Origin of the sequence: Streptomyces sp. NPDC048192 (assembly GCF_043202415.1) — a bacterium.
Lineage (GTDB): Bacteria > Actinomycetota > Actinomycetes > Streptomycetales > Streptomycetaceae > Streptomyces.
The window spans coordinates 19151-34226 of the sequence record NZ_JBIDAL010000009.1 but is presented as its reverse complement, the minus strand read 5'-3'; the positions used below and the strand labels follow the sequence as shown (position 1 = coordinate 34226).

Sequence of the window (15076 nt, the reverse complement as noted above, 5' to 3'; positions counted from 1 at the left end):
GCGGGCCGTGATGCGGTCCGCATGGGCCACCGACGAGAGGCAGAGAGAGATGGTCTACAGCAAGCAAGAGACGGCGGGCGCTCCGACGTTGTGTCACGCGGCCAGGTAAATGCGTGTTCACCGGTTGCGTCGACGCTTGATGTGAGGCTGTTTCCCATGTTCGATCCGGTCATAGCGCCCAGCGGTACGCTGCTCGGCCTGCTCCAGCGGGGCCGCGGCGACGGCACACTGCACGCGCTCACCGCCCCCCGCGCCGAAGCGCTTGCGGCCCTGAACCACTGCGTGCTGCGCGATCCCCGCCACGACTGGCAGGTGGAGAACCGCTCCCTGTACTACGCCCGCCTCTACCTCGACCTGAACGGCGAGCTGGACGCGGTCGAGGCGCATCTCTTCGACCCCGAGGACGTCCTCGACACCGACGAGTCCCGCACCGGCCTCGCCCTGGCCGTGCTCGGCCACCTCGCGTCCTACGGCAGGCGGGACGCGCTCGAACTGCTGCGCAGGTACGCCGCCCACGGCTCCAACTGGGCCTGGGCCCTGGACGAGCTGGCCCTGCGCGACGACGACGCCGGCCTGCGGGCCCTCGCGGCGCCCGTCCTGGCCCGGTTCCCGGCCGACCCCGAGGGCGAGGCGGAACTGGCGGCCGCCGTACGCGACGCCTTCGAGCCGCGGCCCTGGCGGCTGTGGGCCGAGGATCCGCGCCCGTCGGTCGCCGCACGCGTGCGTGCCGCGCAGGAGACCGGCTGCTTCGACCGCTGGCAGCGCCAGATGCGGCCCACCGGTCCCCGCCCGGACTGGAGCGTGCGCGCCGTCTTCGAATGGGCCCAGCAGGGACTGGACCGCGGTGCCGCCCTCCATGTGCCCGCCGCCCGCTGTCTGGTCGCCGTGGCCGGCCCCGAGGACCGGCCGGAGATCGTCCAGGCCGCCCGCACCGGCATCGACGGGGCCCGCTGCACGGCGTTGCGCTACCTCGCCGACGGCAACGACCCCGACGCCCTCGACCTGATCGAGGCCGCCGTCGCCGACGGCACCAGCGTCGTCGTCGAGGCCGCCGTCGACGCCTTCGAACGGATGCGCAGCGTCGCCGCCGTCGACCGCGCGCGCCGCTGGGCCCAGCGCCCCGATCCGCTCGGCGCCGCCGCCGGACGCATGCTCGCCTGCCGCGGCGGCGTGCGGGACCGCGACCTCGTCCTCGGCGCCCTGCGCGAGGCCGTACGCGGCGAGGGCCCCGACGCGCCCACGCTGTGGACCCTCGTCGACGGCGCCGGACGCCTCGGCATCGCCTGCGCGGCCCCGGTGCTGCGCCACATCTACCGCGAGACGGCCTCCTCGCACCTGCGCGGCCGCGCCGCCCGCGCCCTGGCCGCCACCGACCCCTCCTTCGCCACCGGCTTCGCCGTCGAATGCCTGTGGGACTGCGAGGAGACCACCCGCGAACTGGCCGCCCGGCACGCCGAGACCGGTGACGCCCGGGTCGTGGAGCGCCTGCGCCGCCTGGCCGCCGATCCTGCCGAGGAGGCGGAGGTGCAGACGGCGGTGCGCAGCCGCTTCGGACCCGACGCCGCCCTGGGCTGACCCCGCGCGCCCACGACCGGGGCGGACGACCGCCCGCCGGATGAACACCGGATGGCCCGCAGGTCAGGCGGTCATGACGGCCGTCTGACCTGCGCGGGTGCACAGCTCAACGCTCATGGGACGTTCCCCGCGCGGAAAGATCGACGTTGACGCGGCCACGTCCGGCACGGCGACAACACCCGTATGCGTGTCGTCATCGTGACCGAATCCTTTCCCCCCGATGTGAACGGCGTGGCCCACTGCGCGCTCCAGACCGCCCGGCACCTCGTAGATCGCGGTCACCATCCGCTCGTCGTCGCCCCCGCCCCGGCTCCGGGCAGCGGACCGGACACGGACGCCCCGTGCCCGGTCGTCCGGATCCCTTCCCTGCCGCTCCCCGGCTACCCCCAGGTCCGCGTCGCCCTGCCCAGCCGGCGGCTCGCCGCCGCGCTCGTCCAGCACCGCGCCGACCTGGTCCATCTCGCCAGCCCCTTCGTCCTCGGTGTGCGCGGCATGGCCGCCGCCGCCCGGCTCGGCATCCCCGCCGTCGCCGTCTACCAGACCGACCTGGCCGGATACGCCCGCACCTACATGGGCGCCGGCGAGGCCGCCGCATGGCGTCGCATCCGCTCCGTGCACGCCGCCGCCGACCGCACCCTCGCCCCCTCCAGCGCCTCCCTCGGCGACCTGGAGGCACACGGCGTGCCCCGGGTCCGGCTCTGGCCCCGCGGCGTGGACACCGAACGTTTCCGGCCAGATCTGCGGGACGAGACGCTGCGCCGCGAACTCGCCCCGAACGGCGAGCTGATCGTCGGCTACGTCGGCCGGCTCGCGCCCGAGAAACACGTCGAACTCCTCGCCGGCGCCTGCGCCCTGGAGGGCGTCAAGGTGGCGGTCGTCGGCGACGGCCCCAGCGACGCCCACCTCGCCGAGGCGCTGCCCGGCGCCGTCTTCCTCGGCCGCCGCACCGGCGGAGACCTCGCGCGGATCTTCGCCTCGCTGGACGTGTTCGTGCACACCGGCCCCTTCGAGACGTTCTGCCAGACCGTGCAGGAGGCCATGGCCAGCGGGGTGCCGGTCGTCGCACCCGCCGCCGGCGGCCCCCTCGACCTGGTCGCCCACGCCCGCACCGGGTACCTGGTCCCGCCGCGCGACGCCGACGCCGTCCAGGAGGCCGTCCGTGAACTGGCCGCCGACCCCGCCCGGCGCCTGGCCTTCGGCGCCGCCGCGCGCGCCATGGTCGAGGGCCGCACCTGGGCCGCCGTCGGGGACCAGCTGATCGCCCACTACGACGAGGTGCTCGCGGCACGCAGGACGGCGGTGGCGGCATGAGCGGGCAGTCCCTGCGCATCGTCCGGCTCGCCAACTTCGTCGCCCCGGCCTCCGGCGGCCTGCGCACCGCCCTGCGGGAACTGGGCAAGGGCTTCAAGGCGGCCGGCCACGAACCCGTCCTGATCGTGCCCGGCGAACGGCACACCGACCGCGACACCGAGCAGGGCCGGGTCATCACCCTGCCCGGCCCGCTGCTGCCCGGCACCGGCGGCTACCGCGTCCTCACCGACAAGCGGCGCGTGGCCGCCCTGCTGGAGGAACTGGCCCCGGACCGCCTGGAGGTGTCCGACCGGACCACCCTGCGCTGGACCGGCCGCTGGGCACGCCGCGCGCGCGTGCCCGCCGTGATGGTCTCCCACGAGACCGCCGACGGCGTGCTGCGCACCTGGGGCCTGCCCGAGAACGTCGCGCGCCGGTCCGCGGACGCCCTCAACATCCGTACCGCGCACGTCTATTCGCGGGTGGTGTGCACCACCGAGTTCGCCGAGCGGGAGTTCGTGCGCATCGGCGCCCGCAACGTCGTACGCGCCCCTCTGGGCGTCGACCTGATGGAACGCCACCCCGCCCTGCGCGACCCGGGTCTTCGCACCCTGCACGCGCGCGGGGGCGAGACGCTGCTCGTGATGTGCTCCAGGCTGTCCGTCGAGAAACGCCCCGGCACCGCCCTGGACGCCCTGGAGGCGCTGATACGGCGCGGGCGGCGGCCGGTGCTCGTGGTCGCCGGGGACGGGCCGCTCAGGCCCCGGCTGGAGCAGCGCGCGCGGGAGCACGGGCTGCCGGTGACGTTCCTCGGGCACGTCGCCGACCGTGCCGCCCTCGGCGCCCTCCAGGCGACCGCCGACATCGCCCTGCAGCCCGGCCCGGCCGAGACCTTCGGGCTCGCCGCGCTGGAGGCCATGGCCTGCGGCACGCCCGTCGTGGCCAGCCGGTCGTCGGCGCTGCCCGAGGTGATCGGCTCGGCCGGGGCGACCGCCGCCGACCGCGGCGAGGCGTTCGCCGACGCCGTGGAACTGCTCCTGGACCGTGCCGAGCCCGCACGCCGGGACGCGGCACGCGCGCGTGCGGAGTGCTTCGGCTGGGGCACGGCCGTGGAGGCGTTCCTCGCGGCCCACGACGCGGAGGTGCTCCGCCCGGCCGGCGCCCGCCGCACCGTCGCGGAGGGCGTGGCATGAGAACCGTCCGCTTCGTCGCCCTCGGGGACTCGCTGACCGAGGGCGTGGGCGACCCCGTCGGGGAGGGCCGGCGAGGCTGGGCGGCGCTCCTTGCGCCCTGTCTCGCCGAGACCGCCGGCGCCGTGCGGTTCACCAACCTCGCGGTCAGCGGCGCCCAGACCCGCGACGTGCTGACGCGCCAGACGCCGGCCGCCCTGCGACTCCGTCCCGACCTGGTGTCGGTGGTGATCGGCGTCAACGACACACTGCGCCGCACCTTCGACATCCGGGCGGTGACCGCCCACCTCGACGAGGTGTACGCGGCCGTCACCCGCCAGGGCGCCACCCTGCTCACCGCCTGTCTGCCCGACCCCGGCGCCATGCTCGGCCTCCCGGGTCCCCTGGCCCGTCCGCTGGCCCGCCGGCAGCGGGCCGTCAACACGGTCGTCCACGCGCTGTCCGAGCGCCACGGTGCCGTCCACCTGCACGCCGCGGACGGCGCCTGGATCAGCGACCGGACCCTGTGGAGCGCCGACCGGCTGCACCCGGGGGAGCGCGGGCACCGCCAACTCGCCGTCCGCTTCCACGCCCTGCTCGCCGAGGCCGGCCACGCGACGGGACAACCGCCGTCTCCGGAGCCGGAGTTCCCCCCGCCGACCCGGGCGGCGACCCTGCTGTGGCTGGCCACGGCCGGCACCGCCTGGGTGGTCCGGCGCTCCCAGGACCTGCTGCCGCAGCTGCTGCGCCTGGCCGCCGACGAGGTCCACCACCGGGCCCGCGGCACCAGCGCCCACCTCGACCTGCACGCCTCGGCCGCGGTCTCGGCGGCCCTGGCCGCCCTCCCGCACAGCACGGCCGTGGGCACCGGGGCTCGGCGGCGCCCCGGCGCCGGGAGCACACCGGCGATTCCACGGCAGGCCGTGCCGCTCGGCGCACCGGGCACGGGCTGCGCGGCTCCGGTGGTGAGCGCGTCCGGCGGGGCGGACGACGAGCCGCTGGTCGCGGTGGGATCCGCCGAGCCATGACGGCGTCGGCGCTCGCGGGGCCGGCGCGGCGCAGCGCCGGGCGGCCCCAGGAGCGCCGGCGGGTTCCGGGGCGTACGGCAGCGCGCACGCCGCACACACGCGCGTGCGTGCCGTGAAACCGGGGCCGTCTCCCCTCCGCACCGAGGCGGGCCCCTGCCTCAGTCGACGCCGACCAGCCGGTACTGCTCGTCGCGGGCGTCGGTCAGGAACATCTGGCCCGGCGCGTGGGTGATGGCGAACGGCGGCCGGGAGGCCGTCACCGCCGCCTGCGGGGTCACTCCGCAGGCCCAGAACACCGGGATGTCACCGGGTCCGAAGGTCACCGGGTCGCCGAAGTCGGGCCGGGAGAGGTTCGCGATGCCGAGCCCCGCGGGGTCCCCGCAGTGCACGGGACCGCCGTGCACGGCCGGCAGCAGGGTGCTCTCCCGGATCGCGACGCGCAGGTGCTCCGGCGGCACCGGCCGCATCGACACCACCATCGGCCCGCGCAGCCGCCCCGCCGGCCGGCACTCGCGCGTGGTCACGTACATCGGCACGTTGCGGCCCTGCTCGACATGCCGGATCGGCACGCCCGCCCGGGCCAGCGCCCACTCGAAGGTGAAGCTGCACCCGAGCAGGAACGACACCAGGTCGTCCCGCCAGTACGCCCGCACATCGGTGGGCTCCTCGACCAGTTCGCCGTCCCGCCAGATCCGGTAGCGCGGCAGATCGGTACGCAGGTCCGCGCCTTCGGCGAGGACGGTCGACGTGGCGCCCGCGTCCGTCACGTCCAGCACCGGGCACGGCCTGGGGTTGCGCTGGCAGAACACCAGCATGTCGTACGCCCAGTCGGCGGGCACGGAGATCAGATTGGCCTGCGTGTGGCCCGCCGCGACCCCGGCGGTGGGCCCCGGCAGGCCCTCCCGGAAGCGGGCCCGCGCGGTTTTCGGACTCCACGCGTGCGCGTGCTCGTCGACTGCGATGACCGGGAGGTCCTGGACACGCGAGGTCTGCGTCATGCCGGCTCCTCGAGGAGGTGGGCGGTGCCGTTCCCAGCACGGTAGAGGATTGTTCAACGATCCCTCAATACCCATGTTGTTTCGTTCCGGTCCGTGCGATTGAATTCCCGGCATGGCAGAGCAGCTGACGGCACTGGCCGACGACCGTGCGCTCCTGGGGCGTACCAGCACGGCGGAGCGCGTTTCGGACATCCTCCGGACCCGCATCGCCGACGGGTACTTCCCGCCCGGCACCCGGCTGTCCGAGGACGGCATCGGCGGGGCGCTCGGGGTCTCCCGCAACACCCTGCGGGAGGCGTTCCGGCTGCTCACCCACGAGCGCCTGCTGGTCCACGAGCTCAACCGCGGCGTCTTCGTACGTGTCCTGACCGTCGAGGACGTCGAGGACATCTACCGCACGCGCTCGCTGGTCGAGTGCGCCGTCGTACGCGGGCTCGGCCGGCCGCCGTACCCGCTGGACGGCGTGGCAGCGGCGGTCGCCGAGGGCGAGGCGGCGACGGCGGAGCGCGACTGGAAGGCGCTGGGCACCGCCAACATCCACTTCCACCGGGAACTCGTCGCCCTCGCGGGCAGCGAACGCACCGACGAACTGATGCGCAGTGTCTTCGCCGAACTGCGGCTCGCCTTCCACGTCGTCGACGACCCGCGCCGGCTGCACGAGCCCTACCTCGTCCGCAACCGCGAGATCCTGCGGGCGCTGCAGGCGGGGGACAACCGCGAGGCCGAGCGTCTGCTGGAGACCTACCTCGCGGACTCGCTGGAGCGGGTGGTCGAGGTCTACCGCCGCCGGGTCGCCCCGTAACGCGGGGCGGCGACTCCGCGGTGGGAAGCGCCCCGGCCAATCCGGCGGAGCCGCTCGTTTGGGTCGATGTCAGACCCAGGACCTAATCTGTGCACCGTGACTTCGCCTGCATCGACGGACAGCGTTCCGCCCCAGCTCAGCGCGGGGCCGCGCCCGGCTCCGGGCCCGGCCGCCGACGAGGGGCTGGCGCGGCGGCTGCGCGCGCTCGCCTGCACCGCGCCGCTGCACGACCTCGACGCGCGCAAGGCCAACCTCGCCGGTGAGTACTCGGTGTACGGCATGGCCGAGGTGGCCCTCGCCGCGATCGACCTCGTCACGCTCAACATGGACTTCGACACCGGCGCAGACCACGAGCAGATCGTCGCCCGGCTCGTCCCGCGCATCGCCGCGCAGGCCCCGCACCGGCCGGCCGCCGAGCACGAGCGCGTGGCCCGCTGGGTCCTGGAGAACCTGATCAACGTCGGCAGCGCGGACCGCGGCTTCCGCGCCGTCTACGGCACCTTCGCCCCGGACGGCACCTACGTCCGGCGGGACTACGACTTCAAGCTGATCGAGGAGGTCCCGGGCCCCGGCGGCACGGTCTACCTGCGCACGACGGACGAAGCGGTCAACGTCCTGGTCGGCGCCCTCGACACCGACGTCACCAGCGCCCAGATCGCCGCCGAGGTCAAGCTGGAGGTGCTCATCAACCGCGGCCGGCTGGCCGACGCCCAGCTCGCCGCCGAGCAGGCCCGCTACCGCACCGTGCAGTACTCGGAGAGCCTGCGCCGGGCCCTGGAGGCCACCCGGCGCAACGTCCGCGCGGTGGACTGGCTCAACGCCGTGCCCGACATGATCGCCGAGGCCCTGGACCACGTCGCCGACCGCTACCGCCACGAGAACGCGATCCTCACCAACATCCGCAAGGCCCGCGACGAGACCGAGGAGCCCGAGCACAAGCGGCGCGCCGCCGAGCTGGTCGACATCGTCAAGGACTGCATCCGGCGCCACACCCAGCTGCAGTCCAGGCTCCTGGAGGCGGGCCCGCTGTTCCGCGCCGAGCAGGACCGGCAGGCCTTCGCCACGCCCGCCACGACGTCCGGGACGGACCTGTACGGCCATCTCCTCGCCCCCGTCCTGCCGCTGCCCCTGGAGCAGGCCATCCAGGTCACCGACGCGTTCTTCGCGCACGGCACGGGCTTGCGCACGCCGGTCTCCGTCCGGGTGACGGACCTCGTCGACATACTGCTGACCCCGCCCGTCGAGCGGGAGCACCTGGGCGCGGAGATGCCCGAGCCCGACCTGATCGCCACACCGGACGACAGCAGGTTCAGCGAGGAGCAGCTGGCCGCCGCCATGGAGCTGCTGGACCTACCGGCCGACGCTCCGCGCAGACTGTCGGGACTCCTGGCCGAGGCCCGGCGCACCGGTGATCCGGACCTGGCCTATCTGGTCGCCCTGCTCGCCGTCCACGCGGCCAGCCCCGCGGTCGGCACGGCCTACCGGCAGGGCGAGGAGAAGCTGCTGTTCGCCGTCGACGACGGGACCGAGCTGGACGATCCGGAGTTCGGCGGAGCCGATCTGATCGTGGGAACCGCGCTGCTGGACGCGGCGGGGATGGCCGCGGGCCGGACCGAAGCAGCATGAGTGAGCACCGATGCGACAAGGAGTCACAGCCGTGAGCGAGCACGTCGAGTGGAGTGAGGCGGAGCCGTCCGCCCCGCCGGCGCCCGCCGCCGTCACCCCGGCCGACGCCGCCGACGCGGCCCGGCTCGTCGCCTTCGGGCTCCAGCCCAAGCTGCAGCCCGCCCGGGACCAGGAGTACACGGAGCTGCTGCGGCGCTACCGCGAGGACCCGGCGTTCGCGCGGCTCGCCGACGCCGTCGCCGCCGGTCTGGGGCTCGTCGTCCTCGAGGTGTCCCCGCGCGCCGGGATGGCCGTGACCGCCGCCGAGGACTCGGTGTTCGCCGTCCGCATGGGCGACTACGCGCGTCGCACAGCCGCCGACTCCGGCGACCGCTTCCTGCACGGACTCGCCCATCTCGCCGTGGCCGCACTGGCGTTCCCGCGCCCCGAGGACCTCGCCGACGACACCTACATCGGCCGCGTCACCGTCAACGGCGTCGACGCCTTCGTACGCCAGGCCTGCCGCCGCCTGGAGGAGCGGGCCGAGGAACGCGGCGAGAACACCGACCCGGCGACCGACGCGCCCGGCCTCGAGGCCGCCTGGCGGATCTGGGCCAGACGCAGCGCCACCGGAGCCACCAAGGACGCCCGGCGCCCGGCCGCCTCCACCACCGGCATCGTCGCCAAGGCCCTCGCCTTCCTCACCGACTCGGGCTTCCTGCAGCGCACCGGCGACGACAACGGCGGCACGTACCGCACCACGGCCCGCTACCAGCTCCAGGTCCGCGACATGGCCGGCAGCGCCGCCCTTGCCGAACTGCTGGAGCTGGGCGTCGTCCCGGTGACCGACGGCTCGGCCAGCCTGCTGCCCGCCGAGGACACCGACGACCTGGAGCTGGTGGCCGACGCCGGGCTGCCGTTCCACTCCTGACCTCCCGCACCCCCGCACGTTTCCCGAAGACTTACGACGAGAGTCCGCCATGTACGAGCTGTCCCGGGTCCGCCTCTACTCCATCGGTCCCGCCGGTGCGCGCTACGCCGACACCGTGCTTGACCTGAGGGGCGTCGGCGAGCCCGTGCCCGACCCGGCGCCCACGCAGGCGGAGTTCTTCGAGGAGGAGCCGTCCGGCCCGCCGCGCCGGCCCGCACCCGCGGGCGTGCTCTTCCTGGAGAACGGCGGCGGCAAGTCCGTGCTGCTCAAGCTGATCTTCTCGGTGATGCTGCCGGGCCACCGCAACACGCTCGGCGGCGCCAGCTCGGGCGTGCTGCGCAAGTTCCTGCTCGCCGACGACTGCGGGCACGTGGCGCTGGAGTGGCAGCACGTGCAGACCGGCGAGTGCGTGGTCGTCGGCAAGGTGAGCGAGTGGCGCGGACGGCAGGTGTCCAGCGACCCGCGCAAGTTCGCCGAGGCCTGGTACTCGTTCCGGCCCGGACCGGGGCTGAGCCTGGACAACCTCCCGGTCGCCGAGTCCACCGCCGTACGGCCGCCCGCCGAGGGCACCTCGGGCGCCCAGGGCCGCCGCCGCACCATGAAGGGCTTCCGCGACGCCCTGACGGAGGCCGGGAAGGCCTACCCGCACCTGGAGGTGCACTGGGAGGAGATCCACGACCGCTGGATCGAGCACCTCGGCGACCTCGGCCTCGACCCCGAGCTCTTCCGCTACCAGCGGGAGATGAACGCCGACGAGGGCGAGGCGGCCGGCCTCTTCGCGGTCAAGAAGGACTCCGACTTCACCGACCTGCTGCTGCGCGCCGTCACCGACACCCGGGACACCGACGGCCTCGCCGACCTCGTCAGCGGCTTCGGCAACAAGCTCGGCCGGCGCGCCGAGCTGATCGCCGAACGCGACTTCACCGCCGGCTCCGTCGACCTGCTCGGGCGGATCGTCGAGGCCGCCGAGGCACGCGCACGCGCGCGTGAGGTCCACGCCGGCGCCGAGCGCCGTACCCGCACCCTCGCCCGGCGGCTGTCCGCGCGGGCGGTGCGGGAGCGGGTGCGCGCCGCCGACCTCGCCCAGCGGGTCACCGCGGCCGCCTACGCCGTCACCCACTCCGAGGGCGCCCGCGAGCGCAGCGCCCTGATCGCCGCCGAACTCGCCTACCGGCACGCCTCCCTGGCGCTCGCCGCAGCCGAGAAGTCCGCCGCCGCGCAGAAGCGCGAGCTGGCCGACGCCCGCACCCTGCACTCCGCCTGGCAGGCCGCCGAGGCCGTGCTGCGGCACCGCGCCGCCGCCGACCGCGTCGCGCGCGTGTCCGCCGCCATCCAGGAGGCCGAACGGGACGCCGCGCCCGCGCTCGCCGCCCGCGCCAAGGCCGCCGTGGACCTCGTACGGGCCCTGCACGCGGCCGCCGAACGCGCCGAAGTCCTCGCCAACGAGGAGGAGGAGCGCTCCGCCTCCCTCCAGGAGGCCTCCGACTCCGCCTACCGCGACTCCACCACCGCCGCCACCGAGGCACAGCGCGCCCGCAGCGAGGCCGGGCATCTGCGCCAGCGCCTCGCCGAGGTCGAACAGGAGACCGCCGAGGCCGTCCGCGCGGGCTGGCTCGACGACAGCGCCCCGGACGCCGACCCGGCGCGCGCCGCCCTCGCCGCGAGCGACGCCGAGAAGAGCGCCGTCGCCGCCTGGGACGCGGCCCGCGAGGCGGCCCGCAAGGCCACCGAGCACGCGCGCGAGGCCGCGGCCGCCGAGTCCCGCGCCGAACTGACCGCGGCCCGCGCTGCGGACGCCGCCACGGCCGCCCGGCGCGCCTACGACGCCGAGCGGCGCCTCGCCGAGTCCCTGGCCGCCGAAGAGCGGCTCGCGGAACTGCTCAGCCTGCCCGGCGCGCCCGCCGCCGGCCGGCCCGGAGTGCCCGGCCCCCGCTCCGGGACCGACGACGCGATGGGCGCCCGGGGCGGCGCGCGCGCCGGGCAGGGCACTGCCGCGGAAGCGCCCGCGAGCCCGCGTGACGGCGCCGCACCGCCGGCGGGACCGGACGCCCACGGCACCGCCCGCCCGCTCGCCGAAGGCCCCCTCACCCCCGAGGAACTGGACCGCTTCGCCGACGAGTTGCGCGAACTCCTCGACGACGCCGTCTCGGCCGCCGAACGCCACCTGTTCGAACTGCGCACCGCCGCCGCCGACGACTCCCGGATCCTCGGCGCGCTCGGCGACGGCGGACTGCTGCCGCCCGGCCCCGACGTCCTCGCGACGGTGGAGTTCCTCGGCGAACACGGCATCCCGGCGCTGCCCGGCTGGCGCTACCTCGCCCAGGCCGTCGACCCCGCCGACCACGCGCGCGTGCTCGCCGCCCGCCCCGAGCTGGTCGACGGCGTCATCATCACCGACCCGGACACGCACGCGCGTGCCCGTGAGGCCCTCGAAGACGCCGCCCTGCTGCCCCGCTCCGCCGTCGCCGTCGGCACGGCCGCCGCCCTGCTCGCCCCGGCCCCCGGCGCCGACGCCGCCCCGGGCGACGTCTTCCTCGTGCCGCCGAACCCGGCCATGCACGACGAACACGCCGCCGACGAGGAACGCCGGGCGCTGCGCGCCCGGGCCACCGAGCGCGACGAGGAGATCCGCGCCCTCGCCGCCCGGCTCGGCAAGGACCGCGAACTGGCCGCCCGGCTCGCCTCCTGGCGCACCGGCTGCCCCGCCGGACGCCTCACCGAACTGGCCCGGGCGGCCGAGGAGACCCACGCGTTCGCCGAGGAGGCCGAGGCCGAGCTGGCCACGGCCCGCACCGTCCGCGCGGAGGCCGACGAGGCCGCCGCCGAGGCCGTGCAGGTCCGCGACGAGCGGCAGGAGGCCGCGCAGAAGGCCCGCCGCGCCGCCGACGCCCTCGCCGGACTCGCCCACCGGCTCCGCGAGCGCGCCGGCTGGCAGGCCCGGCTGCGCGAACTCGCCGACGAGGCCGCCGAGTCCGAGGCCCGCGCCCAGACCTGTCTGGAGCGCGCCCGCGCCGCCGACGAGGACCGCCGCGCCGCCCAGCGCGCCGCCGACGACGCCCGCCGCACCGCGCGCGCCCTGCGCGCCGAGCGCTCCGAGATCGCCGGCGCCCCCGACGACGTACCGGTCGAGGACGCCGGCGCCCCCCAGGCCTCCCTGCCCGCCCTCCGCGAGGCCTACCGGGCCGCCTCCCAGGTGTACGAGAAGGTCGGCGTCGGCGCCGATCTGCGCGCCGAGCAGGCCCGCGCGGAGAGCGACGAGAGCGCCGCCCGCGCCGAACTCGACCGGCTCAGCAACAAGGTCCGCACCCGCGCCGAGCAGCTGCTCCAGTCGCCCGACGGCTCCGACGGGCCCTCCCGGCAGGCCGCCGCCGCACGCGCGGAGGAGCTGGTGCAGCTCCTGGAGACCCGCATGTCCAGCGCGAGCGAACAGCTCGGCCGGCTGCGCGGCGAGGCCGAACGGCACGCCCCCGACGACGGCGAGGCGCACACCGAGCTGCCCGGGGAACTCGTCCCGCGCGACGCCGAGCACGCCCAGGCCCTGCTGCGCACCGCGACGGCCGAACTCGCCGCCCGCACCGAGGCGCTGGCCGAGGCCCGCGAGGCGCACGCCGAGCTGCTTCAGGCCCACCGGGCCGCCGAGGACGCGGCCGGCGGCTTCGACGAGATCGCCGCGATGCTCCGCGACCTGCTGCGCGAGCACACCCCCGACGAGGAGCCGGAGGAGCCGGAGCCGTACCCCGGCAGCCTGGAGGAGGCCCGGCACTCCGCCGCCGAGGCCCGCCGCTCGCTGCGCGGCTGCGCCGCCGACCTGTCCGCCGCCGAGGCGGCCGTGCGCGAGGCGAGCGACGTCCTGGTCCGGCACGCCAACTCCACGCGCTACGAACAGGTCCGCACCCCCGCCCGGCAGCAGATCCGCGAACTGCCCGCGTCCGCGCTGCCCGAGCACGCGCAGAAGTGGGCCGACGCCTTCGCGCCCCGGCTGCGCGTTCTGACCGACGAGCTGGCCCAGCTCGAACGCAACCGCGACTCCATCGTGGACCGCCTCCGGGGCCTGGTGGAGTCCGCTCTCGCCACCCTGAGGTCCGCGCAGCGGCTGTCCCGGCTGCCCGAGGGCCTCGGCGAGTGGTCCGGCCAGGAGTTCCTGCGCATCCGCTTCGAGGAGCCCGACCAGGCCACCCTCACCGAACGCCTCGGCGAGGTCATCGACGACGCCACCCGCGCCGCCGTCAAGAAGAACTCCGACCTGCGCCGGGACGGCATGTCGCTGCTGCTGCGCGGCGTCGCGGCGGCGCTCCAGCCCAAGGGCGTGGCCGTCGAGATCCTCAAGCCCGACGCCGTACTGCGCGCCGAGCGCGTCCCCGTCGGGCAGATGGGCGACGTCTTCTCCGGCGGCCAGCTGCTCACCGCGGCCATCGCCCTCTACTGCACGATGGCCGCGCTGCGCAGCAACGACCGGGGCCGGGACAAGCACCGCCACGCCGGCACGCTGTTCCTGGACAACCCGATCGGCCGCGCCAACGCCACCTATCTGCTGGAGCTGCAGCGCGCCGTGGCGGACGCCCTCGGGGTGCAGCTGCTCTACACCACCGGGCTGTTCGACACGACCGCCCTGGCCGAGTTCCCGCTGGTCATCCGCCTGCGCAACGACGCCGACCTCAGGGCCGGCCTGAAGTACATCAGCGTGGAGGAACATCTCAGGCCCGGACTGCCCCGGCAGCCCCAGGCCGGGGAAGCGGTGCACAGCGAGATCACGGCGACGCGGATGTTCAAGAAGCCGGCGCCGGCCACGCCGTAGCGGCGCGGCCCGGACGGCTCACGGGTGGGACAGCTGCCCGGCGCCGCCCCGCCGGCGTATCCGGCCCTGCTCGCGCAGGGCCGCGCGCTCCTCGCGTCGCCGGACGCGCCGCTCACGGCGCAGCGCACGGGCCGTGCTGCTCGGCTCGGAGACCACGCCGTACCGCTGGTTCCACACCTGGCGGGTCACCCACACGTCGACCGCGGCCCAGGTGGCCACCACCGTGCTCACCACGCTGCTGATCACCATGGGAAATGCCGGCCAGGTACCGGCCATCGTGCACAGGAACGCCACCATCGCCTGAATCAGCGTCACCGCGACGATCAGCAGCGCCCGCACCGCCGCCGCACGCACCGGATCCGGCAGCGGATGCCGCTTGGCCGGCTCCTCGACCCACAACGGCCGGTAGTACTGCGACGCGGCGGCCTCCTCGGCGCGCCGAGGCGCCGGAATGCCGCGATCCGGTGCCCCGAGGCCCCGCCCCGCCGCCGAGCGTCCCGCCACGCTCTCCTCAGGCGCTTCGCGCCGCTCCGCAGTGCCCATCACCGTGTCACTCCCCACCGCCGGCCGCTCACCCCGGCGTCACAAGACTCCGACTCCCCAGTGGCTGCCCGGCTTGCGCTGTTTTACGCCGCCCGGGTGCGGGATGCGGCTCCTGTGGCCCATTCCGCCCCCGTTTCCCGTAGAGAAGGACGAACGAGATCACCCGATGATTCCCGGTCGGCGAAAAATTCCAGCCAACCACCCGGTAACGACGTGTCGGTCCCTCCATGCTCGGGTGCCGGATCGCGGGGGCAATCTCCCGCAATGCCCGGACAACTCGCCCTGTCTCGCCGCCGCAGCGGAAGTTCGCCCTCCGGACATGCCTTCGAGTTAACTGTGA

General features: G+C 75.5%; 10 protein-coding genes. 8 read left to right on the top strand and 2 right to left on the bottom strand.

Features of this window, described 5'->3' with window-relative positions; translation table 11 throughout:
* Positions 1-156: 156 nt before the first annotated feature.
* The 4 genes from ACGFZN_RS20200 to ACGFZN_RS20185 all read left to right on the top strand — a co-directional run bounded on the left by ACGFZN_RS20200 (position 157) and on the right by ACGFZN_RS20185 (position 5062).
* Positions 157-1575: a HEAT repeat domain-containing protein gene (locus ACGFZN_RS20200; protein ID WP_393859842.1), complete on the top strand. Its 1419-nt coding sequence runs from the start codon at positions 157-159 to the stop codon at positions 1573-1575.
* A 183-nt stretch (positions 1576-1758) separates the two neighbouring features.
* The gene (locus ACGFZN_RS20195; protein ID WP_393859841.1) at positions 1759-2886 is read left to right on the top strand and encodes a glycosyltransferase family 4 protein; all 1128 of its coding nucleotides are present in this window, start codon (positions 1759-1761) and stop codon (positions 2884-2886) included.
* Positions 2883-4058 (top strand): glycosyltransferase, encoded by a 1176-nt coding sequence (locus tag ACGFZN_RS20190; protein ID WP_393859840.1) that lies wholly within the window; start codon positions 2883-2885, stop codon positions 4056-4058. The genes ACGFZN_RS20195 and ACGFZN_RS20190 overlap by 4 nt, the downstream gene beginning before the upstream one ends.
* Entirely contained in the window at positions 4055-5062 is a 1008-nt protein-coding gene (locus ACGFZN_RS20185) for an SGNH/GDSL hydrolase family protein (RefSeq protein WP_393859839.1), read from the top strand. The genes ACGFZN_RS20190 and ACGFZN_RS20185 overlap by 4 nt, the downstream gene beginning before the upstream one ends.
* Positions 5063-5220: 158 nt before the next feature.
* Here the strand turns inward: ACGFZN_RS20185 and ACGFZN_RS20180 are convergent, their stop codons facing one another.
* On the bottom strand, positions 5221-6060 hold the full coding sequence (locus ACGFZN_RS20180) for a putative hydro-lyase (RefSeq protein ID WP_393859838.1): 840 nt from the start codon (positions 6058-6060) through the stop codon (positions 5221-5223).
* A gap of 112 nt (positions 6061-6172) precedes the next feature.
* Between ACGFZN_RS20180 and ACGFZN_RS20175 the strand changes: the two genes are divergently transcribed.
* From ACGFZN_RS20175 to ACGFZN_RS20160, 4 genes are all read left to right on the top strand, one after another.
* A complete protein-coding gene (locus ACGFZN_RS20175; protein ID WP_393859837.1) occupies positions 6173-6862 on the top strand; it encodes a GntR family transcriptional regulator in 690 nt (229 codons plus the stop codon).
* 96 nt (positions 6863-6958) lie between these two features.
* Positions 6959-8488, top strand: a complete 1530-nt coding sequence (locus ACGFZN_RS20170; protein WP_393859836.1) for a hypothetical protein — start codon at positions 6959-6961, stop codon at positions 8486-8488.
* A gap of 31 nt (positions 8489-8519) precedes the next feature.
* A complete protein-coding gene (locus ACGFZN_RS20165) occupies positions 8520-9398 on the top strand; it encodes a hypothetical protein (protein WP_393859835.1) in 879 nt (292 codons plus the stop codon).
* 49 nt (positions 9399-9447) lie between these two features.
* Positions 9448-14193, top strand: coding sequence for a hypothetical protein (locus ACGFZN_RS20160; RefSeq protein WP_393859834.1), 4746 nt, complete (start codon positions 9448-9450; stop codon positions 14191-14193).
* 18 nt (positions 14194-14211) lie between these two features.
* On the opposite strand, the gene ACGFZN_RS20155 is transcribed toward ACGFZN_RS20160, so the two are convergent.
* Positions 14212-14736 (bottom strand): hypothetical protein, encoded by a 525-nt coding sequence (locus ACGFZN_RS20155; protein ID WP_393859833.1) that lies wholly within the window; start codon positions 14734-14736, stop codon positions 14212-14214.
* Positions 14737-15076 lie beyond the last annotated feature (340 nt).

Excerpts from the sequence above, each read along its gene's own strand:
- ACGFZN_RS20200 (WP_393859842.1), top strand. The coding sequence starts at position 157 with ATGTTCGATCCGGTCATAGCGCCCAGCGGTACGCTGCTCGGCCTGCTC.
- ACGFZN_RS20195 (WP_393859841.1), top strand. The coding sequence starts at position 1,759 with ATGCGTGTCGTCATCGTGACCGAATCCTTTCCCCCCGATGTGAACGGC.
- ACGFZN_RS20190 (WP_393859840.1), top strand. The coding sequence starts at position 2,883 with ATGAGCGGGCAGTCCCTGCGCATCGTCCGGCTCGCCAACTTCGTCGCC.
- ACGFZN_RS20185 (WP_393859839.1), top strand. The coding sequence starts at position 4,055 with ATGAGAACCGTCCGCTTCGTCGCCCTCGGGGACTCGCTGACCGAGGGC.
- ACGFZN_RS20180 (WP_393859838.1), bottom strand. The coding sequence starts at position 6,060 with ATGACGCAGACCTCGCGTGTCCAGGACCTCCCGGTCATCGCAGTCGAC.
- ACGFZN_RS20175 (WP_393859837.1), top strand. The coding sequence starts at position 6,173 with ATGGCAGAGCAGCTGACGGCACTGGCCGACGACCGTGCGCTCCTGGGG.
- ACGFZN_RS20160 (WP_393859834.1), top strand. The coding sequence starts at position 9,448 with ATGTACGAGCTGTCCCGGGTCCGCCTCTACTCCATCGGTCCCGCCGGT.
- ACGFZN_RS20155 (WP_393859833.1), bottom strand. The coding sequence starts at position 14,736 with ATGGGCACTGCGGAGCGGCGCGAAGCGCCTGAGGAGAGCGTGGCGGGA.